General features: G+C 69.1%; 24 protein-coding genes. 6 read left to right on the top strand and 18 right to left on the bottom strand.

What is annotated here, in order from left to right; all coding sequences use genetic code 11:
- Positions 1-150: 150 nt before the first annotated feature.
- Positions 151-288 (top strand): hypothetical protein, encoded by a 138-nt coding sequence (locus ACODR1_RS05225; protein ID WP_154112379.1) that lies wholly within the window; start codon positions 151-153, stop codon positions 286-288.
- A 16-nt stretch (positions 289-304) separates the two neighbouring features.
- On the opposite strand, the gene ACODR1_RS05220 is transcribed toward ACODR1_RS05225, so the two are convergent.
- Complete coding sequence (locus ACODR1_RS05220) at positions 305-685, bottom strand: hypothetical protein (protein WP_488879500.1); 381 nt, start codon at positions 683-685, stop codon at positions 305-307.
- Between the two features lie 133 nt (positions 686-818).
- On the bottom strand, positions 819-1,148 hold the full coding sequence (locus ACODR1_RS05215) for a DUF1491 family protein (RefSeq protein WP_109100886.1): 330 nt from the start codon (positions 1,146-1,148) through the stop codon (positions 819-821).
- Between the two features lie 69 nt (positions 1,149-1,217).
- Between ACODR1_RS05215 and ACODR1_RS05210 the strand changes: the two genes are divergently transcribed.
- Entirely contained in the window at positions 1,218-2,117 is a 900-nt protein-coding gene (locus tag ACODR1_RS05210) for a hypothetical protein (RefSeq protein WP_488879499.1), read from the top strand.
- Between the two features lie 56 nt (positions 2,118-2,173).
- Positions 2,174-2,917, top strand: a complete 744-nt coding sequence (locus tag ACODR1_RS05205) for a DNA polymerase III subunit epsilon (protein WP_488879498.1) — start codon at positions 2,174-2,176, stop codon at positions 2,915-2,917.
- A 177-nt stretch (positions 2,918-3,094) separates the two neighbouring features.
- Here ACODR1_RS05205 and ACODR1_RS05200 read toward each other — a convergent pair whose 3' ends face one another.
- Together ACODR1_RS05200 and ACODR1_RS05195 are read right to left on the bottom strand one after the other, a co-directional pair.
- Positions 3,095-3,505 (bottom strand): MliC family protein, encoded by a 411-nt coding sequence (locus ACODR1_RS05200; RefSeq protein WP_488879497.1) that lies wholly within the window; start codon positions 3,503-3,505, stop codon positions 3,095-3,097.
- A 67-nt stretch (positions 3,506-3,572) separates the two neighbouring features.
- Entirely contained in the window at positions 3,573-3,887 is a 315-nt protein-coding gene (locus ACODR1_RS05195) for a metalloregulator ArsR/SmtB family transcription factor (RefSeq protein ID WP_488879496.1), read from the bottom strand.
- An 83-nt stretch (positions 3,888-3,970) separates the two neighbouring features.
- Between ACODR1_RS05195 and ACODR1_RS05190 the strand changes: the two genes are divergently transcribed.
- Complete coding sequence (locus ACODR1_RS05190) at positions 3,971-4,423, top strand: hypothetical protein (protein ID WP_488879495.1); 453 nt, start codon at positions 3,971-3,973, stop codon at positions 4,421-4,423.
- A 24-nt stretch (positions 4,424-4,447) separates the two neighbouring features.
- On the opposite strand, the gene folP is transcribed toward ACODR1_RS05190, so the two are convergent.
- From folP to ACODR1_RS05125, 13 genes are all read right to left on the bottom strand, one after another.
- A complete protein-coding gene (gene folP / locus ACODR1_RS05185) occupies positions 4,448-5,263 on the bottom strand; it encodes a dihydropteroate synthase (RefSeq protein WP_488879494.1) in 816 nt (271 codons plus the stop codon).
- Positions 5,264-5,295: 32 nt separating this feature from the next.
- A complete protein-coding gene (locus tag ACODR1_RS05180; RefSeq protein WP_488879493.1) occupies positions 5,296-5,775 on the bottom strand; it encodes a YbjN domain-containing protein in 480 nt (159 codons plus the stop codon).
- Between the two features lie 34 nt (positions 5,776-5,809).
- Positions 5,810-6,811 carry an alpha/beta fold hydrolase gene (locus ACODR1_RS05175; RefSeq protein ID WP_488879492.1) on the bottom strand — a complete coding sequence of 334 codons (1,002 nt, stop codon included), beginning with the start codon at positions 6,809-6,811 and terminating at the stop codon, positions 5,810-5,812.
- A gap of 80 nt (positions 6,812-6,891) precedes the next feature.
- Complete coding sequence (gene ftsH, locus ACODR1_RS05170) at positions 6,892-8,772, bottom strand: ATP-dependent zinc metalloprotease FtsH (protein ID WP_488879491.1); 1,881 nt, start codon at positions 8,770-8,772, stop codon at positions 6,892-6,894.
- 76 nt (positions 8,773-8,848) lie between these two features.
- On the bottom strand, positions 8,849-10,060 hold the full coding sequence (gene tilS, locus ACODR1_RS05165; protein ID WP_488879542.1) for a tRNA lysidine(34) synthetase TilS: 1,212 nt from the start codon (positions 10,058-10,060) through the stop codon (positions 8,849-8,851).
- Positions 10,057-10,899 carry a tol-pal system protein YbgF gene (ybgF, locus tag ACODR1_RS05160; protein WP_488879490.1) on the bottom strand — a complete coding sequence of 281 codons (843 nt, stop codon included), beginning with the start codon at positions 10,897-10,899 and terminating at the stop codon, positions 10,057-10,059. The genes tilS and ybgF overlap by 4 nt, the downstream gene beginning before the upstream one ends.
- Positions 10,900-11,009: 110 nt before the next feature.
- Complete coding sequence (gene pal / locus ACODR1_RS05155; RefSeq protein ID WP_488879489.1) at positions 11,010-11,582, bottom strand: peptidoglycan-associated lipoprotein Pal; 573 nt, start codon at positions 11,580-11,582, stop codon at positions 11,010-11,012.
- 214 nt (positions 11,583-11,796) lie between these two features.
- Positions 11,797-13,134 (bottom strand): Tol-Pal system beta propeller repeat protein TolB, encoded by a 1,338-nt coding sequence (gene tolB, locus ACODR1_RS05150; RefSeq protein ID WP_488879488.1) that lies wholly within the window; start codon positions 13,132-13,134, stop codon positions 11,797-11,799.
- Positions 13,135-13,180: 46 nt separating this feature from the next.
- A complete protein-coding gene (locus ACODR1_RS05145; protein ID WP_488879487.1) occupies positions 13,181-14,047 on the bottom strand; it encodes an energy transducer TonB in 867 nt (288 codons plus the stop codon).
- Between the two features lie 16 nt (positions 14,048-14,063).
- Positions 14,064-14,588, bottom strand: coding sequence for an ExbD/TolR family protein (locus ACODR1_RS05140; protein ID WP_488879486.1), 525 nt, complete (start codon positions 14,586-14,588; stop codon positions 14,064-14,066).
- Between the two features lie 4 nt (positions 14,589-14,592).
- On the bottom strand, positions 14,593-15,291 hold the full coding sequence (tolQ, locus tag ACODR1_RS05135; RefSeq protein WP_101720150.1) for a protein TolQ: 699 nt from the start codon (positions 15,289-15,291) through the stop codon (positions 14,593-14,595).
- Positions 15,292-15,492: 201 nt separating this feature from the next.
- Positions 15,493-15,936 carry a tol-pal system-associated acyl-CoA thioesterase gene (gene ybgC, locus ACODR1_RS05130; protein WP_488879485.1) on the bottom strand — a complete coding sequence of 148 codons (444 nt, stop codon included), beginning with the start codon at positions 15,934-15,936 and terminating at the stop codon, positions 15,493-15,495.
- A 103-nt stretch (positions 15,937-16,039) separates the two neighbouring features.
- Positions 16,040-16,288: a hypothetical protein gene (locus ACODR1_RS05125; RefSeq protein ID WP_488879484.1), complete on the bottom strand. Its 249-nt coding sequence runs from the start codon at positions 16,286-16,288 to the stop codon at positions 16,040-16,042.
- 360 nt (positions 16,289-16,648) lie between these two features.
- Here ACODR1_RS05125 and ACODR1_RS05120 point away from each other — a divergent pair, with 360 nt between their 5' ends.
- Together ACODR1_RS05120 and ACODR1_RS05115 are read left to right on the top strand one after the other, a co-directional pair.
- On the top strand, positions 16,649-16,825 hold the full coding sequence (locus ACODR1_RS05120; RefSeq protein WP_488879483.1) for a CopG family transcriptional regulator: 177 nt from the start codon (positions 16,649-16,651) through the stop codon (positions 16,823-16,825).
- Complete coding sequence (locus ACODR1_RS05115; protein WP_488879482.1) at positions 16,825-17,097, top strand: type II toxin-antitoxin system RelE/ParE family toxin; 273 nt, start codon at positions 16,825-16,827, stop codon at positions 17,095-17,097. Before ACODR1_RS05120 ends, ACODR1_RS05115 begins: the two co-directional genes overlap by 1 nt.
- A 3-nt stretch (positions 17,098-17,100) precedes the next feature.
- On the opposite strand, the gene ruvB is transcribed toward ACODR1_RS05115, so the two are convergent.
- On the bottom strand, positions 17,101-18,147 hold the full coding sequence (gene ruvB / locus ACODR1_RS05110) for a Holliday junction branch migration DNA helicase RuvB (RefSeq protein ID WP_488879481.1): 1,047 nt from the start codon (positions 18,145-18,147) through the stop codon (positions 17,101-17,103).
- Positions 18,148-18,167: the final 20 nt, after the last annotated feature.

The raw sequence follows: 18,167 nt of genomic DNA, 5'->3' as shown, positions 1-18,167 counted from the left end.
CAAGGTCCAGCTTCGCCCCGAAGCAAAATGCTCCGAAGCCCGACGAACAGGCGTTCGAAAGACCCTATTCAACCTGGGGAATTGGAGTCATGCTCACCGTGTCGCCGACGTTCGGCCCCCGAGAGCCGTCGGGGCGACGGAGGAAACGACATGGCCCTGGCCGAAGACCCTCGCGATCACATCCGTCGTCGTCCCCTGGGGCAGAGCGCGCTCTGCCTGGGTACGGTCATCGCTGGATTGGTGGTGATAGCCCTCGTCCTGAACATCGTGGCCGGCCTGCTGATGTAGCGGGCCGCCGGCGACGTCAGGCCGCCAGCCGGCGCCAGACCTGGCGATCGGCCTCGAGATTGGTCAGTTGGCCCGCCTTCTGACGCTGATGCAGCGCGCCCATGACCTCCAGGCCGATCTGGGCGTAGCGCACCTGCACCTGCTCGATCAGGCAGCCGCGCGCCGGCGCGACGAACAGCGCCGCATTGATCTCCGGGGCCTTGGCGATGATCAGGGCGGCCAGGCGCTTGGCCTTCTCCACCTGCTTATGGTGCAGCAGCGGCTCCTCGGCATAGAGCTCCTTGCCCAGCTCGGCGACGAAGTTCAGCGACAGGGCCGCGAAACGGTCGCGCGTCATCGGCGGCGACAGTTCGACGGCGTCCAGGCTGAGCACGACGTCGTTCATCAGGAAGAGCATGGGCGGATGACGGGGGCTGCTTGAGAGACCTGCGACATCCTGCCGCGCTCTACTTTCGGTCTGGTTTAGCGGCAGGGTTAATGCTGTGGATCGTTGCACGAACGCCCTGCGGCCCGTCGTCCCCGGCGCCCGCTCAGCCCTCGACCGCTTCGGTCAGGAAATGGCGGCCTTCGCGATCCTCGATCTCCACCACCCAGACATCGGGGTCGATGCGGGCGGCGCGCTCGGCATAGGCGTCCAGGTCGGGCTCGAAGTCCGACTTGGTGGGCTGCATCCACACCCGCTCGCCGTCGCCGCGCGTGGCCTCGCTGTAGAGCCGCACCGTGCCGGCCTTGCGGTCGACCACCTTGACCAGCACCGCGCCCGCCCGGGCGTCGCCCTTGCGCACGACCATGGCGAAGGCCCCGCCCAGCTCGGCGCGGCGGATCAGCGCGCCCACCCAGAGATCCGTCGAAAGAAGCATTGCTAACCGAACCGCAACCAGGAGCGGCTAAGGTCCGCTCGAATATCCTCTCTCGCAGAATACGAGAAAATGGCCACCGTGAAGACCTCCGTCCCGCGAAAGCGGCGCCTGGCGGCGACGCTCGTCGCCACAGCCGTGCTCGGCGCGGCCCAGACGGCGACGGCCACCCCCTCCGACGTTTTCTACGAACGCAGCCTGATGAGCGCCGCCGGCGCGCGCTGCGGCCTGTTCAGCCCGTCGCTGTCGGGCGCCCTCGACGCCGGCAGGGCCCAGGCCCGGGGCGCGGCCCTGCGCGCCGGCGCCAGCGCCGATCAGCTGGACGGCGTGCAGCAACGGGCCCACGCCAAGGCCGCCTCCGTACCCTGCGGCTCCAAGGACCTGACCACCGCCGCCGGCCGCGTGCGCAAGGCCTTCGAGGGCTACGCCCTGTTGCAGCGGATGAACTATCCGGGCGACCGAGCCAGCTGGCAGGCCGACCGCGCCAGCTCGGCGACCATCCCGTTCTGGCGGCTGTCGCAGGCGGCCAGCTTCGGCGGCGACCGCCTGGTGTTCGGCCTGGCCGGCCGCAACACCGAACTGCTGGCCGTGGCGACCTTCGCCGACGGCGCGCGCCCCTACACCGCCAGGCTGGTCATGCGCGATCCGGCCCGCACGCAAGGTCCCTATCTGAAGGCCCGCGCAGCCGGGGGCCTGGCCGACAACGCCGCCCCGCGCGCCGCCAGCCGGGTGTTCGGGGCCGAGACCCGCGACGCCGCCCCCGCTCCCACCCTTTTGCCGACCAGCGCCAAGACCGGCATGGGCTTCCGCTTCCCGCGCGAGGCCGGCGACGCCATCGCCCGGCTCGACCCGCGCGAGGCCATGACGGTGGAGTTCGTCATCCAGGGCCGCGACGGCCGCGAGACCGTGCGCCGGGCCTATGTCGAGGTCGGCGACTTCGCCGCCGGGCGCGCCTTCCTGCGAGTCAGCTGACAGGTTTGGGCGCCGGGCCATTTGGCCTCGACGCGGCCTGGGCCCATATTCAGGTGATGACACGCATCCGCGTCATCGACCTCGAGACCGCCGGCAATGGACCGCAGGACGTCTGCGAGATCGGCTGGCAGGACGTCGTCCAGGACCCTGGCGGCTCCTGGCGCGTCGACGAGGACCGCGGCGCCCTGCTGGTCAATCCCGGCCGGCCGATCTCGCCGGAAACCATGGCCGTTCACCACATCCTCGACGAAGAGGTGGCCGGCGCGCCGTTCTGGAAGGACGCCGCGCCCGGCGTACTGAAACCCGAAGGCGGCGTCGCGGCGCTGGCGGCGCATCGCGCCTCGTTCGAGCAGCGCTACTGCACGCCGGCCCTGGCGGGCGGGGCGGCCTGGATCTGCACCTGGAAATGCGCCCTGAGGCTGTGGCCGCACCTGACCAGCTTCTCCAACCAGATGCTGCGCTACCAGCGGATGCCGCGGGGCCTGGTCCATGCGCTGGGCCTGCCGGCGCACCGCGCCCTGCCCGACGCCTATGTCACCGCCCATCACCTGCGCGACATGCTGGGCGAGGCCTCTCTGGAGCAGCTGCTGGCCTGGAGCGCCGAACCGGGCCTGCTGCCCCGCGCGCCCAAGGGCCCCGAGCGCGGCAAGCCCTGGCCCCAGCTCGGCGACGAGGCGCTGCGCCTGCTGGCCCAGGACCGCGACCCCGACGTGCGCTTCAGCGCCGAGACCGAACTGCGCCGTCGCAGCGACGCGGCGCCGGCGGTGGCCGTGGAGCCGGCCCAGCGGACGCTGCTTTAGAGCTATCTCCCAGGCGGGGGCGAAGAACTTTCCGCCTTCCCTCCCCCTTGATGGGGGAGGGGCAGGGGTGGGGGTGGTCACGGCGGTATACGCCTGGCGCCGCCGCCAGCTCAGCAGTCACCCCCATCCCCGGCCCTTCCCCCATCAAGGGGGAAGGGAGAAGCGTTGGCAGCGCCCCTACTTCCCCGCGTCGGACGGGGCCATGCATTCGACCGGCTTGGCGCTGGCGACGTCTTCGCCGTCCTTGAGCGGCGCGACCATCCCTTCGGTCATGCCCTTGGTCCACCATTGCAGGCCATCGCCCACATAGCGCGCCCCGCTGGCCGACATGGCCACGGTCAGGGTGCGGGTCTTGTCGCCGTATTCGACCACGGCGGTCTTGTCGTCGGGATAGGTCGCCTTCAGCACGCTGCCGTCGGCGCAGGCATAGACGATCTGCTTGGCCTCAGTGGCGGCGGGCGCGGCCGGCGGCGCCGGGCTCTGGGCCAGGTTGTCGGGCGTCGGCGCGGGCTTGGGCGCCTCGGTCTTCTTCTCGCAGGCGGCCAGGGCCAGGACGGCCAGGCCGGCGACGAACAACGGACGGATCATTGGCGAGCTCCCCGAAAAGCGAAGGTTCGATGAGCCTATAACGTCGGCTGGCCGACGTCGTTGCCGATCACTCGCCGTCGCGGTCGGCCTTCAGGCGGGCGCTCTCGGCCCTCAACGGCTTGGCGACCGGACAGACCTCCTGGACGAACTCGGTCAGTGTGTTGACCAGGCTGTCGCGCACCAGGCTGTAGTGCACGTACTGGCCGCGCTTCTCGCTGGTCACCAGCCCCGCCGCCTCCAGGATCGACAGATGCTGCGACACCGCCGGCTTGGAGATCTCGAAACGCGAGGCGATCTCGCCCGCCGTCAGGTCGGCATGGGCCAGATAGGCCAGGATCTTGCGTCGGACCGTCGACGACAGGGCTTCGAACACGCGTTGCATATGCCGAATTTAAGCTGTTCGCTAATCACTTGCAAATTAGCGATGAGGTATTTAAGGAATCGCCTATTAATTGAGAAACGGTCATGCGCGACTTCACTCGCCCCCTGCCGCAAACCAGCTCCCTCCAGATCGTCGCCGCCCTGCTGGCGGGCTCGATCACCGGCGCGGGGCTTCATGCCGCCTGGGTCCTCGTTGAGGCCGTGCTCATGGGTCAGTTCGAAGCGATACTGATCCTGCCGAGCCCCATCCTTCTATTCGTCGCCTGCGGCTGGGGCCTTGGCCTGGTGGTCTTCGGCCTTCCGTTGGGCGTGGTCCTGCACAGGCGCCGCCTACGGACCCGCCGCACCGGTGCGATCGCGGGCGCGATCGTGTCGGGCGCTGTCGTGGCAGCCTTTTGGATCCTCACGCCGATCCTGGTCGTCACCCCCGAGCCGAGCATCTGGAACATCGTCCAAGCCGTCGCCCTCTTCGGCATGGCCGGCGCGATCGTTGGCTGGGTCGTGGTCCGCTTGGCCTATGGAAAGCAGAACCCGTGACGAGCCGTCGGGAGGCCGGAGGATTCAGCGTTCCGCCGCCCCGATCGCCTTCCACACCGCCAGCGCCTGGCTCATCTCGCGCACGTCGTGGACGCGCACAGATTCCACGCCGCAGGCCGCGCCGTGCAGATGGACGGCCAGCGAGCCGCCCAGGCGGTCGCGGGCGTCCTGGGCGCGCGGATCGATGGCGGCGATGAAGCGCTTGCGGCTGGCGCCCAGCAGCACGCGATAGCCCAGCCCCACGAAGCGCGGGAGGGCGGCCAGCAGGGCCAGGTTGTGCTCCAGAGTCTTGCCGAAGCCGATGCCCGGGTCGAGCCAGATCTTCTCGCGCTCGACCCCCGCGGCCATGGCGGTCAGGGCCCGGGCCAGCAGGAAGGCCTCGACCTCGGCCACGACGTCGTCATAGCGCGGCTCGTCCTGCATGGTGCCCGGCTCGCCGCGCATGTGCATCAGGATCACTTCGCAGCCCAGCTCGGCGGCGACCTCGGGGGCGTCGGGGGCGAAACGCAGGGCCGCCACGTCGTTCCAGATGTCGGCCCCGGCCGCGACGGCGGCGCGGGCGACGCCCGGCTTCATGGTGTCGATCGAGATCGTCACGTCGCTCTCGGCGCGGATGGCGCGGATCAGCGGAACGGTCCGGGCGATCTCGTCAGCCTCGGAGACCGGGTCCGAACCCGGCCGCGTGCTCTCCCCGCCGATGTCGAGAATGGCCGCGCCGTCGTCGATCAGCCGGCGGGCGTGGGACAGGGCGGCGGCGGGATCGAAGAACCGGCCGCCGTCAGAGAAGCTGTCGGGCGTGACATTGACCACGCCCATGACGCTTGGAACGGCATGGATCATGGGGGCGGGTTTACCCCCGTGACCCGCGGCCGTCACCAGCCGATGAACTTGGTGAAATCGTCGATCATCGAGGTCCAGACGCCGAAGTCGTCGTCCAGGACGTCGGTGGTGCGGCCGGCGTTCAGGTTGACGTCGTACTGGACGTAGGGGTCGCCATCGTCGTCGATATAGGCCTTCAGGTAGCGGTTATCGCGGTTCCACTCGTTGATCTTGCCGGCCGAGAGCGGGGTCTTCATGTCGAAGCCGGCCGAGAACTGGATCGCCTTGCAGCGCGGCTTGGCCGTGCAGTCATAGAAATAGATGTCGAAATTGACCCCGTTGGCCGCGCTCTTGATGTGCGGGTCGCCGGTCTTGTCGGTCAGCAGCTCGGCCTTGTAGCCGGCGTCCTGCAACCACTTGACCACCTCGGGACCGGTCATGCCGTCGGCATGGATCGGCTTGGAGGCGGCCAGGGCGGCGGCGGGCGCCAGCGCCATGGCGGCGGCCAGCAGGAGCGGCATCGACGTCTTCATCGACTTCCCTTTCGTTCAACTTCGAAGGGAAGCTCTACCGGCCTTCGCCGAGGAAGGCCAGGACGGCGGCGTTGAACCGCTCGGTGCGCTCCAGGTGCAGCAGGTGGCCGGCGTCGAAGGCCTCGACCCGAGCGTTCTTCATCGTGGGGGCCAGGGCCTGGGCGCGGGCCAGCACATGGCCGAATTTCGGCTTGTCCTCGGGCCTGGCGTAGCCCTTGCCGGGCGCCGTGCCGTCGCGATCTCCCGCCAGGATCAGCACCGGAACCGACACCTTGGGCAGGTCCTGCAGATAAGGCTGGTCGCGGATGGCGACGGCGCTGGCTGCGAAGCTGCGGGCATAGCGTGGCCACTCGCCAGAGCGCTTGAGGCCCTCGCGCAGCTCGACATAGGGCGTCATGGCCTCGCGCGGCAAGGTCAGGCCGTAGCTGGTCATCAGTTCGTTCAGATAGGCGTCAGGCCCCTTGGCCTCGTCGTCGGCGACCAGCTTCTCCAGCGGCGTGGACGGCGTGTAGAGGCGGTAGTCCTCCAGCCCGACGGGGCCGTACATGACCAGGCGCCCGGTGCGATCGGCGTGGGCCAGGGCCCAGCGCACGCCCACGTGGTTGCCCATCGAGTGGGCGACGACGTCGACCTTGCCGATCTTCAGGTGGTCCAGCAGGGCGGCGGTGTCCTCGACCATGCGATCGAACCGGACGGGAACGTCGTCGAGCTTGGACGACTTGCCGAACTGGATCTGGTCGGGGGCCACCACCCGATAGCCGGCGGCGCCCAGCGCCTTGATGGTCGGCGCCCAATAGCCGGAGGGGAAGTTGCGGCCGTGCAGCAGCAGAACCGTCCTGCCGTTGGCCGGGCCGGTCGGGGCCACGTCCATATAGGCCATGCGCACCGCATGGCCGCCGTGCTCCAGCGGCAGGAACGCCAAGGGATAGGGATAGGCGTAGTTCTCCAGCCCGATGCCGACGGCGGCGGGCTCGGCGGCCTTGGCCATGACGGGAAGCGACAGCGCCAGCATGGCGGCGACGAGAGCGGTCTTCATGGGGCTACCTAACGCGCAAAACAAAAGCCGGACCCGAGAACGGATCCGGCTTTCGCATTATTCGAAGTTCTGTCGAACCCTTAGGCGGTGACGCCCGTGGGCGAGACCGGAACCGAAGCGACCGGGCCGGTCGGCTTCTTTTCTTCCGGCTCGTCGCGCTTGGGGGCCACGCCCTTGGTCACGCCGATGATCTCCTCGCCGCTGAGGGTCTCGAACTCCAGCAGGGCTTTCGCCACCGAGTGCAGGTCTTCCAGCTTCTCGGTGAGGATCCGGCGGGCGTCGTCCTCGCCGCCCTTCACCAGGCGACGGACCTCGGCGTCGATCTTGACCATGGTGTCGGGCGAGACGTTCTGGGTGCGCGCGACCGAGTGACCCAGGAACACCTCTTCCTGGTTGTCGCCGTAGGCCACGGTGCCCAGGTCGTCGGAGAAGCCCCAGCGGGTGACCATGTTGCGAGCCAGGTTGGTGGCCGCGCTGATGTCGCTCGACGCGCCCGAGGTGATCTTCTCCTTGCCGAAGATCAACTCTTCGGCCACGCGGCCGGCCATCATGATGGCCAGACGCGAGGTCATCATGTCGTAGCTCATCGAGTAGCGGTCGCCTTCCGGCAGTTGCATGACCATGCCGAGAGCGCGGCCGCGCGGCACGATGGTGGCCTTGTGGACCGGGTCGGCGACCGGGACGTTGAGGGCCACCAGGGCGTGGCCGCCCTCGTGATAGGCCGTCAGCTTCTTCTCGTCCTCGCTCATGGCCATCGAGCGACGCTCGGCGCCCATCATGACCTTGTCCTTGGCGTACTCGAAGTCGTGCATGGTGACCATGCGGCGGTTCTTGCGCGCGGCGGTCAGGGCCGCCTCGTTGACCAGGTTGGCCAGGTCCGCGCCCGAGAAGCCGGGAGTGCCGCGCGCCAGGGTCTTGACGTCGACGTCGGCGGCCAGCGGCACGTTCTTCATGTGCACGCGCAGGATCTTCTCGCGGCCGGCGACGTCGGGGTTGGGCACCACGACCTGGCGGTCGAAGCGGCCCGGACGCAGCAGCGCGGGGTCCAGGACGTCGGGACGGTTGGTGGCGGCGATCAGGATGATGCCTTCGTTGGCCTCGAAGCCGTCCATCTCGACCAGCAGCTGGTTGAGGGTCTGCTCGCGCTCGTCGTTGCCGCCGCCCAGGCCGGCGCCGCGGTGGCGACCGACGGCGTCGATTTCGTCGATGAAGATGATGCAGGGAGCGTTCTTCTTGGCCTGCTCGAACATGTCGCGCACGCGGCTGGCGCCGACGCCGACGAACATCTCGACGAAGTCCGAACCGGAAATGGTGAAGAACGGCACGCCGGCCTCGCCCGCCACGGCGCGGGCGATCAGGGTCTTACCGGTGCCGGGAGGGCCGACCAGCAGGGCGCCCTTGGGGATCTTGCCGCCCAGGCGCTGGAACTTGGCCGGGTCCTTCAGGAAGTCGACGACCTCCTGCAGTTCTTCCTTGGCCTCGTCCACGCCGGCGACGTCGTCGAACAGCACGCGGTTCTTGTTCTCGGTCAGCAGGCGGGCCTTGGACTTGCCAAAGCCCATCGCGCCCTTCGTGCCGCCCTGCATCTGGCGCATGAAGAAGATCCACACGCCGATCAGCAGCAGGATCGGCAGCATGTTCAGGAACAGGTTGACCAGGCTGAAGCGGCCGCCGTCCTGGATCTTGATCTCGGCGTTGCGCGCTTCCAGGCGCTTGATCAGGTCTTCGCTGTTGGGCGGAGCGTTGACGGTGTAGGTCGTCTTGCCGTCGGGCGAGGCGATCTTGACCTGCTGCCCGTTGATCTCGGCGGACTTCACCTGCCCGGCGTCGATGTTCTTGAGCAGCTGCGAGTAGCTGACCTCGCCGGCGCGCCCCGTGGGACCGCCGCGCTGCAAGACGCTGTAGGCCATGATGAGGACGAAAACGACCCCAAGCCAGATGGCGACATTCCTCAGATTCATACGCGTCGTCTTCCCAAAGATAGCGCTCGTCGACCCAAGATAGGACGGCGGACGGCTTTTCGCCACGCGCGCGATGTCATGTCGCGGGTTCTTGATCGATCAGGCCGGTCGCGGCCTCGAACCTTTCCCGGATCAGCACGCGCGCGCCGATTGTTCCGACCCCTGCAAGGATCGGGCTAGAAACCATGCCGGCGGCGTCGACGGCGGCCGGCAGGACGGGGCGGACGGCGGCCGCAAACCCCTTCAGGGCTTGTGTTTCGTCCGCCGGCAGACGGCTGGCCAGACCGCCGAGCGGTCGGACGGTGATCGGCCCGGCGCCCGCGGTGATCTCGTAGCGACCGTCCCAGACGCCGGTCTCGCCGGCGGCCAGGACCAGCGGCGATAGGCCGCTGCGGCGCCCCTCCCCCGCCTCGCGCACGAACAGCGCGCCGGCCGCGTCGGCGACGATCCGGGCGCCGGCCAGGGTGGCGACGAAGGCCTCGCCCGATCGCAGCCGGGCGACCAGCCGCTCCAGCCGCTCGCCGCGCGGCGGCGTGGCGGCGCCGGCCGCGCAAAGGCAGGCGGCGGCGACGTGGGCGGCCGAAGCCTCGCGCGGCAGGCGCAGGGCGTGATCGCCCTCGAACGCGGCGGGCGGGGCGGGATCCGGCGCAAGCGGAGGAACGGCCAGGTCCTCTTCGGCTAGAGCCGCCCGGGCCCGGGCGCGGGCGAAGCGGGCGTCGGCGTTGGCCGGATCCTCCAGCCAGGTCTCGCCCCTTTCGGACAGCCAGTCGCGCAGCGCCTGGCGGCGGGCCTCCAGCAGCGGCCGCAGGACGAATACGCCGCGCCCCTCCGGCCAGACAGGCGATGGGGCCCATTGCCGAGGATCGGAGGTGGTCGAGCCCTCGGCCCGCATCCACGCGGCCTCCAGGCGATCGTCGGCGGTATGGCCCAGCAGCAGGACCCGGGCGCCGGCCTCGCGGGCCGCGGCGGCCAGCAGGGCGTGGCGGGCGGCGCGGGCGGCGGCCTGCATGCCCGCCTGCGGCTTGTCTCCGGTCCAGTGCAGCGAACGAGCGTCTGCGCCGAGAGCCTTGGCCTTGGCCAGGGCGTCGGCGGTCCAGCCGGCGCTGGCGGGATTGAGGCCGTGGTCGACGGTCAAGGCCAGGACCGTCCGCCCCCGGGGCGCGGCCCAGTCCAGGGTCAGGCGCAGCAGGGCCAGGCTGTCGCCGCCGCCCGAAAAGCCGACGGCCAGGGGCGTGGTCGCCCCTGGCCGCAGTCGCCGTTGCAGGACGGCCTGGAAGTCTTGCGTCAGGCCGCGCACTTGGCCTGAGTGCGCGTGCTCTTGGCCTTGCTGACGACGTCGGCCGGCGCCTTGGGATAGCGCTTGGCCAGTTCGTCGAGCGTGCGGCAGGCGTCGGCGGGCTTCTTCAGCGCCACCAGCGAGCGCGACAGCTTCAGCACCGCGTTGGGGGCCCAGTTGGTCTGCGGCCAGCCACGCACCGCGCCGAGATAGGAGCCGGCGGCGTCGCCATAGGCCTCGCGGACGAACTGGGTCTCGCCCAGCCAGTAGCGGGCCTCGGGCGCCTTGGCGTCGTCGGGATAGGCCGAGACGAAACCGCCGAAGGCGTTCTCGGCGCCAGCGTAGTCGCCGTCCAGCAGCAGCTGGCGGGCCTGCTTGAAGGCCGTGGCCGGATCGGCCGGAGCGGCCGGCGGCGCCGGGATCTGCGCGGCCGCGGCGTTGGCGGCGGCGGTCTCCAGCGTGGTGATCTTGCCTTCGAGGGCCGACAGCCGCTGTTCCAGCTGGTCGGCGCGCGACTTCTGGCTCTCGGAGCCACGACGGGCCTGGTCAAGATCGTGGGTCAGGACCTCGTTCTGACCATTCATCCGCTGGATGGTCTGCTCCAGGTCGGAGATCCGCTCGTTGAGGGCGGCGATCTGGGCGTCGGTCTCGGCGGTCTGGACGACGACCGGCTTGCCGGTGTCGCGCCCCTGGAAGACGATCGCCCGCAGCTCGCGCACGACCTTCTCCATCTTCTCGATGCGCTTGGCCGAACGGTCGTCCAGCGGATCGGGCATCGGCGTCTGGGCCAGGGCCGGCGCGGCGGCGCAGGCCACAAGGACGGAGGCGAGGAGCGCGGTTTTCAGCTTCATGTCGACGATTATGCCCCGGTTGCGGACAAAAGTGCGGCCAGAAACGCGGCCAGAAAAAAGGCCCCCCTCCGCTAGGAGGAGGGCCTTCGTTCAGATCAGGCGATCAAGCCTTAGCGCGCGCCCTCGGTGATGGCGGTGCGCGAGTTGCGGTTCTTGGCCCACGCGTCTTCGGTGGTGCCCGGATCCAGCGGACGCTCCTTGCCGAACGAGATCGTCTCGATGCGCGAGGCGGCGACGCCCTGGCTGATCAGGAACTCGCGGACGGCGTTGGCGCGACGGGCGCCGAGAGCCAGGTTGTATTCGCGGGTGCCGCGTTCGTCGGCGTTGCCTTCGATGCGGACGCGAACGGCCGAGTAGCGGGCAAGCCATTGGGCCTGGCCGGCCAGGACCGGCTGGGCGTCGGCGCGCACCGAGTAGGAGTCGGTGTCGAAGTAGACGCGGTCGCCGACGTTGACGACGAAGTCCTGCACGGTGCCCGGCAGCGGACCTTGGTCCACCGGGCCCGGGGCCGGCGGCGGCGTGTAGGGCTGCTGCGGCGTGGCCGGCTGCGTCGGAGCCGGCGGGGTTTCGACCGGACCAGCGGGCTTCGGGCGCGTACAAGCCGCGACCGAAGCGACGGCCAGACCGATCAGCGCCAGTCGGGCGGCGCTCTTGATGTCGAAGCTCATACGATATCTCCTCAAGTCTAGGTACGGCCTGGGTTCAAAACTCTTACCGGCGCTGCTCTTGCTCCGCCCCGCAAAAACGTTCCCTGGACCTCACAATGGCGTCAGTTGGACGCTGTTCCACCTCGTTTCACCTGTCGGGTGAACGACGGATGAACAGCCACGCTCCAACGCGTCGAGGCTGTGGAAAGTTGCGAAACCTTCTTATTTCGCAGCTTCCCACGCCCCAAAATCAGTCCAGTAGCGGCGACCAGGCCGGATCCGAGGCCGCGCCCGGATAGGCGGCGGGACGCAGGATTCGGCCGGTGATGTCGACGGTCCAGAGGCGCGGATTGCCCGCCGAGCTCTCGCGGAAGAACATCAGCACCCGCCCGTTGGGGGCCCAGGTCGGGCCTTCGTCCAGGTAGCTGGTGGTCAGCAGGCGCTCGTCGCCGCCATCGGTGCGCATGACGCCGATGTGGAACTGGCCGCCGGTCTGCTTGGTGAAGGCGATGTAGTCGCCGCGCGGGCTCCACACGGGGGTCGTGTAACGGCCGCCGCCGTAGGAGATGCGGCGCACGCCCGAACCGTCGGCGTTCATCACGTAGAGCTGGGCCTGGCCGCCGCGGTCGGAGTTGAACACGATCTTGCTGCCGTCCGGCGAGAACGACGGCGAGGTGTCGATGGCCGGATCGGTGGTGATGCGGGTCGACTGGCGCGTGCGCAGGTCCAGCACGTAGATGTCGCTGTTGCCGCCCTTCTCGACCGAGAAGGCCACCTTCTTGCCGTCAGGCGAGAAGCGCGGGGCGAAGACCATGCCGGGGAAGCGGCCCACCGTCTCCTGGCGGTTGGTCTGCAGGTTCAGGAGGTAGATGCTCGACCCCGTCGGCCGCAGGGCCATGTAGGTCAGTTCCTGGCTGGTGGCCGAGAAGCGCGGGGTCATCACGATCGACGAGCCGTCGGTGATGAACTGCGGGTTGGCGCCGTCCTGGTCCATGATGCCCAGGCGCTTGACGCGGGCCAGCTTGGGGCCGCTCTCGGCGACGAAGGCCACGCGGGTGTCGAAATAGCCCTTCTCGCCGGTCAGGCGCTCATAGACCGCGTCGCTGATCTTGTGGGCCACGCGGCGCCAGTTCTCGGCCGTCGAGGTGAACTGCAGGCCCAAGAGCTGCTGCTGGCTGAAGGTGTCCCACAGGCGGAAGTCGACGCGCAGCGAGCCGTCGGCGCCGACCGTGACCTGGCCGTTGATCAGCGCCTGGGCGCCCGTGCCCTGCCAGTCGGGAAAGCGCGGCTGGATGTTCACGTCGGTCAGCTTGTCGGGCACGCCGGCCACGTTCAGCGGCTGGAACAGTCCCGAACGCTCGAGATTGCCGCTGATGACCTGGGCGATGTCGGCGCCGCGCTGGGCGCCGGCGAAGGCCGGGATCGCCACGGGCATCGGCTTGACCGCGCCCTTGTCGATGTCGATCTCGATCTGGGCCGCCGCCACGCCCGGCAGGGCGGCCGCGAACGCGCCGCCCGTCAGGGCGAGGGTCACGGCGAGGAGCGGCGTGGCGAGGGTCCGCTTGGCGCGGGCGCTCTTGGCGATCATCGTCGGGCTTCCTTCCATTCTTCTCTTTGCGGCGTCCATGGAACGCCTAACGCGCGGCGCAGGCGTCGCGCGCCTTGAAGTTCAGGTTCAGCTGGGTGTTGTAGTAGTCGGGCGGCAGGCCTTCGAACGGGGCAGACTGGAAGACCGCGCGGATCGCCCGCTCGGCCTCGGTCTTGACGATGGCGTCGCCGGAGTTCTCGGCCCCGCCGGCCGTCACCTGGCCGGAGACCCGGCCATTGCTGGCCAGCTTGAAGCTGAGCTTGATCTGCATCGAACCACCGCCCACGACCTCGCAGTTGGGGTTCCAGCGCCGCTGGATCTCGTCCTTCATGCCGCTGATGGCCGCGGCCTGCATGGCCGTCATCTGACCCGCGCCAGGGCGGGCCTGGGTCGCGGTCTCCGGACGGTTGGTCTGGCCTTTGGGCGCGGACGAAGCCGGCTTGCCGGCCGGCTTGGCCGTCTTCGACAGCGTCTTTTCCAGCGACGAGAAGAAGTCGGGCTCGGGCTTGGCCGGGGTCGGCTTCGGCGTCGGCTTGGGCTGCGGCTGCTGGGGCTTGGGCGTGGGGGTCGGCGCCGGCTTTGGCGGCGGCGTCGGTTGCGGCTTGGGCGTCGGCGCGGGCTGCGGCTTGGGCGGCGCGGGCTGGGGCTGCGGCGCGGGCGTCGGGGCCGGCGGCTCGGGCGTGGCCTCGGGAACCGGATCGATGGTCTCGGCCGGCTGCTCGACAGGGTCCTCGATGGCCGGGCGCACGTTGGTCGGTCCCTCGGTGACGATGGTCACCGGCACGCTCTCGCCGATGACGATCTTCTTGGACGTCTTCCACGGCCAGCCGATCATCACCGCCGCCACCACCGCGGCGTGGAGCGCGACCGAGCCCAGCAGGGCCGGAGACAGCTTGTTGCGTTCTTCCCGCATCAGGCTTGGCTATTCCCTACTGGGCCGGACGCAGGTCGCCGCCGCCGCCGACCGGCTGGGCGTCCTGCGGAGCGGCGCCCGACGACGGGCCGCCGGTGTCGGTCAGCAGGTTGATCTTGGTGAAGCCGGCCTTGGACAGGGCGGCCATGACCTGGGCGACCACCTCGTAGGGGGTCTTGCCGTCGGCGCGCACATAGATCGGCTTGTCGTTGGCGTCGCCGGCCTTGGCCGAGACGATCGAGGCGAACTCGGTGAACGGCGCCTGGTCCTCGCCGATGAACACCGCGCCGTCGTGGCGGACCGACACGGTGATCGGCTCCTGCTCGTTCTTCAGCGCGCCCGCCTCGGTCTTGGGCAGCTCCAGCTCAACGCCCGAAGTCAACAACGGGGCGCTGATCATGAAGATGATCAGCAGCACCAGCATGACGTCGACCAGCGGGGTGACGTTGATCTCGGACAGGGCCCCCTTGCCGCGTCGGCGGCGACGGCGGCCGCGACCGCCGCCCGAGGTGGCGAAGGCGTCGTTTGCGGACATCGCCATGGGGTCAGACCCGCTCGCTCAGGCGACGCTGGATGGCGGTCGACAGGTCGTCGGCGAAGTTCTCCAGGCGGCCGGCGTACTTCGAGGCGTCGGTCGAGAACTTGTTGTAGGCGATGTAGGCCGGGATGGCGGCGATCAGGCCGACGGCGGTGGCGAACAGGGCCTCGGCGATGGCCGGGGCGACCACGGTCAGCGAGGTGTTCTTGGCCGCGGCGATGCTCTGGAAGGCGTGCATGATGCCCCAGACCGTGCCGAACAGGCCGATGAACGGCGAGGCGGTGGCGACGATCGCCAGGCTGCCCAGGCCCTCTTCGGCCTTGGCGCTCTCACGGGCGATCTGGGTGTCGAGCACGCGGTCGATGCGCTGGGAAAGCAGGGCCACCTGGCCCTCGCTCTGCACGCCCTTGGTCTTGGCTTCGCGCCATTCCTTCAGGGCGGCCTGCAGCATGCGCGGCAGGGCGTGGCGCGGGTTCGAGCCGGCCTCGCCGGCGACGTCCTCGAGCGAACGGCCCGAACCGACCTGCTCCTCGAAGCGGTCGGCGGCGCGGTTCAGCGCGGAAAAGCGGAACAGCTTGTCGAGAATGACCGCCCAGGAGCCCAGCGAGGCGAGGATCAGACCGATCATCACCAGCTTGACCACCCAGTCGGCGTTCAGGAACAGCGTGATGAAGGAGAAGCTTTCGGGGCTGGCGGCGGCGTCCATGCGGGGTCCTGTTCCGTTCGGGCGTCAATCTAGGGCGCTTCGGGCGAAGTGTGTGCGTTTGCCCGCTCGAATGCGCTCCAGGCACTAAGGTGATTGGTCTGCGCCTTACTGCATGAAGCGGCGCAATGTTGAAACTATGACATTGGTTGCAGACGGCCCATTTTTCACCGACCCGCGATCTTCATTGTCATGCGGGCGCCGTCAGATCTCTTCGGGAGCGAGCCAGGGCGTGACCTTGGCGGTCATCTCGGCCGACGGCTTGCGCGGGCGGCCGTCCAGGCTGATGCAGACCGCCTCGACATTGGCCGCGCAAATCAGCTCCTCGCCGCGCGTGATCCACTGCCTGGCCAGAAGCCGCACGCCCTTGATGCGGTTCCACACCGTGTGCACCACCAAGGCGTCGTCGACCCTCGCCGCGCGCTTGAAGTCGATCTCCATGCGGGTGATGGCGAAGGCCGTGTCGATGGCCGCGAGCTCGGTGTGCGACACCCCGATCATCCGGAAGAAGTCGCTGCGCCCGCGCTCGAAGTAGCGCAGGTAGTTGGCGTGATAGACGATCCCCGAGAAGTCGGTGTCCTCGTAATAGATGCGCACCGGCAGCTGGTGCTCGCGGTCGACGAAGACGCCGGCGGAGGGTTCGATCATGAGGCAGATCCGACGCAGTTGGGCCAGCCGTTGTAGTGGCAGGCTCGCGGAATGAAAATCGAGCCGATCTCGTCTGAAGAAACCGAGGGCCCGCCAGAGCTGTCTAGTTCCTGACCTCTTCGACGGCCCCACCGTGTAGCGCCTGCTGGACGTGGGCGATCAGGCGCACGCGCTCGTCGCGATAGATGTAGCTGGTCATGATGGCCACGTAGAGACCCCATCCACCCAGGAACAGGCACCACAGCCCGAACAGGATGACGTGGACGGCGGTCAGGCCGCCAGCCTCCGCCGCGATCGGTCCGAACAGGCAATAGGCCGACAAGGCGAGCACGAGCACCAGGCCGATGATCATAGCCCGGGCGAAGCGCCTGCTCGGCCCCCGCATACGGCAAGTCACCAGACATCCTTCGCCTTCAGCGAGCCAGTCGATGCGCAGCGGAACCGGTGCGCTTCGATGATGCGGTCGATGATAGATCCTGGCCCCGTCAAGGCCGACTCGGCCGATCACGACCCCGACTCGGGTCTCCTCCGGACTGCCGACGCTGGCGGCTAGGCGCTCGCGTACGCCCTCAGGCGAAAACGGCGCGCGGAAGCGCCAGGCGGCGCCGCCCACTGTGCTACTCATCCCCGAACATCACCCCACCGCACAACTTCTGATCGTGGCGCGTCCGACGCCGTTGGGCCAACGTCGTTGTAGTGATAGGCTGGCGAAATGAAAATCGAGCCGTCCCTGTTCGATGAGATCGATGACGAGGTCGAAGCCGCCGCCGATGCGCGGGCTGAGGCCGACGTCGCCGCCGGCCGATTGATCAGCCACGAGGCCGTCAGCCGCTGGCTGGCGTCCTGGGCCGACGGCGCGCCAACGCCCAAACCCAAGCCCGGCGACTGATGTCGCGTGTCGTCTGGACGGCGGAAGCCGTCGACAATCTCGACAGCATCTTCACCTATGTGGTGTCCTTCAACGCCTCGGCGGCGGCGCGGCTCGCCCAGCGGCTCCACGCAGCTGCGAACAGTCTCGACGCCAATCCCGAACGCGGTCGACCTATCCCAAAGGGGTTGCGGGAACTGGCGGTGATTGCGCCCTACCTGATCCGCTATCGGATCACCGAGGACGCCGTGATCATCCTGCGCATCCGACATGGAATGCGCCAGCCCGACTAGGCCCTACTCATCCCCGAACAGCCCGCCCTGCGCCGCCGAAGGCGGGGCGGCGGGCGGGGTCAGTCCAAGGTGGAGGTAGGCCTTGCCGCAGGCCATGCGGCCGCGCGGCGTGCGCTGGATGAAGCCCTGCTGCATCAGGTAGGGCTCGATCACGTCCTCCACCGCGTCGCGGGCCTCGGCGATGGCGTAGGCGATGGTCTCCACGCCCACCGGTCCGCCGCCGTAGTGCTCGATCATGGCTCGCAGGTAGCGACGGTCGAGGCTGTCGAGGCCGCTTTCGTCGACCTCGAGGCGGGCCAGGGCCATGGCCGCAGCCTTGCGGTCGATGACCTGCGCGCCGTCGGCGGTGGCGAAGTCGCGCACCCGGCGCAGAAGGCGACCGGCCACGCGCGGCGTGCCGCGGGCCCGCTTGGCGATCTCGTCGGCGCCGTCTTCCGACAGCGGCGCGCCCATCTTGCGTGCGGCGTGCAGCAGCACGTGGCGCAGCTCGCGCGGGGTGTAGAACTCCAGCCGAACCGGAATGCCGAAGCGGTCGCGCAGGGGCGTGGCCAGCATCCCCGCCCGCGTGGTCGCCGCGACCAGGGTGAAGGGCGCCAGGTCGATGCGGATCGAACGGGCCGAGGGCCCCTCCCCGATCACCAGGTCGAGCACGTGGTCCTCCATCGCCGGATAGAGGATCTCCTCGACGTTGGACGACAGCCGGTGGATCTCGTCGATGAACAGGACGTCGTTCGGCTCGAGATTGGTCAGGATCGCGGCCAGGTCGCCGGGCTTGTTCAGCACCGGGCCCGAGGTGGCGCGGAAGTTCACGCCCAGCTCGCGGGCGACGATCTGGGCCAGGGTGGTCTTGCCCAGGCCGGGGGGGCCAAACAGCAGCACGTGGTCGAGCGACTCGCCCCGCCCCTTGGCCGCCTCGATGAAGATCCGCAGATTGGCCTTGGCCTGCTCCTGGCCGACGAACTCGGCCAGGGTCTGGGGCCGCATGGCGCGATCGGAAGCGCCGGGGATCTGCTCACCGTGCTGGGCTTCGCCGGAGATGATGCGAGTCATGCTGCGCAAGCCCCCTCAGT

This window comes from Caulobacter sp. FG7 (assembly GCF_057808875.1).
The sequence above is the reverse complement of the archived record's forward strand: the minus strand, read 5'-3'. Positions and strand labels throughout refer to the sequence as shown.

Bases quoted from the DNA above. Each gene is read 5' to 3' on its own strand.
- ACODR1_RS05210 (WP_488879499.1), top strand. From the start codon at position 1,218: ATGGCCACCGTGAAGACCTCCGTCCCGCGAAAGCGGCGCCTGGCGGCG.
- ACODR1_RS05195 (WP_488879496.1), bottom strand. From the start codon at position 3,887: ATGCAACGCGTGTTCGAAGCCCTGTCGTCGACGGTCCGACGCAAGATC.
- ACODR1_RS05215 (WP_109100886.1), bottom strand. From the start codon at position 1,148: ATGCTTCTTTCGACGGATCTCTGGGTGGGCGCGCTGATCCGCCGCGCC.
- tolB (WP_488879488.1), bottom strand. From the start codon at position 13,134: ATGATCGCCAAGAGCGCCCGCGCCAAGCGGACCCTCGCCACGCCGCTC.
- ACODR1_RS05220 (WP_488879500.1), bottom strand. From the start codon at position 685: ATGCTCTTCCTGATGAACGACGTCGTGCTCAGCCTGGACGCCGTCGAA.
- ACODR1_RS05145 (WP_488879487.1), bottom strand. From the start codon at position 14,047: ATGCGGGAAGAACGCAACAAGCTGTCTCCGGCCCTGCTGGGCTCGGTC.
- ruvB (WP_488879481.1), bottom strand. From the start codon at position 18,147: ATGACTCGCATCATCTCCGGCGAAGCCCAGCACGGTGAGCAGATCCCC.
- ybgC (WP_488879485.1), bottom strand. From the start codon at position 15,936: ATGATCGAACCCTCCGCCGGCGTCTTCGTCGACCGCGAGCACCAGCTG.
- ACODR1_RS05175 (WP_488879492.1), bottom strand. From the start codon at position 6,811: ATGAAGACCGCTCTCGTCGCCGCCATGCTGGCGCTGTCGCTTCCCGTC.
- ACODR1_RS05125 (WP_488879484.1), bottom strand. From the start codon at position 16,288: ATGATCATCGGCCTGGTGCTCGTGCTCGCCTTGTCGGCCTATTGCCTG.
- ACODR1_RS05115 (WP_488879482.1), top strand. From the start codon at position 16,825: ATGTCGCGTGTCGTCTGGACGGCGGAAGCCGTCGACAATCTCGACAGC.
- tolQ (WP_101720150.1), bottom strand. From the start codon at position 15,291: ATGGACGCCGCCGCCAGCCCCGAAAGCTTCTCCTTCATCACGCTGTTC.
- ACODR1_RS05140 (WP_488879486.1), bottom strand. From the start codon at position 14,588: ATGGCGATGTCCGCAAACGACGCCTTCGCCACCTCGGGCGGCGGTCGC.
- ACODR1_RS05205 (WP_488879498.1), top strand. From the start codon at position 2,174: ATGACACGCATCCGCGTCATCGACCTCGAGACCGCCGGCAATGGACCG.
- ACODR1_RS05200 (WP_488879497.1), bottom strand. From the start codon at position 3,505: ATGATCCGTCCGTTGTTCGTCGCCGGCCTGGCCGTCCTGGCCCTGGCC.
- ACODR1_RS05180 (WP_488879493.1), bottom strand. From the start codon at position 5,775: ATGAAGACGTCGATGCCGCTCCTGCTGGCCGCCGCCATGGCGCTGGCG.
- ftsH (WP_488879491.1), bottom strand. From the start codon at position 8,772: ATGAATCTGAGGAATGTCGCCATCTGGCTTGGGGTCGTTTTCGTCCTC.
- ACODR1_RS05120 (WP_488879483.1), top strand. From the start codon at position 16,649: ATGAAAATCGAGCCGTCCCTGTTCGATGAGATCGATGACGAGGTCGAA.
- ACODR1_RS05225 (WP_154112379.1), top strand. From the start codon at position 151: ATGGCCCTGGCCGAAGACCCTCGCGATCACATCCGTCGTCGTCCCCTG.
- ACODR1_RS05190 (WP_488879495.1), top strand. From the start codon at position 3,971: ATGCGCGACTTCACTCGCCCCCTGCCGCAAACCAGCTCCCTCCAGATC.
- folP (WP_488879494.1), bottom strand. From the start codon at position 5,263: ATGATCCATGCCGTTCCAAGCGTCATGGGCGTGGTCAATGTCACGCCC.
- ybgF (WP_488879490.1), bottom strand. From the start codon at position 10,899: ATGAAGCTGAAAACCGCGCTCCTCGCCTCCGTCCTTGTGGCCTGCGCC.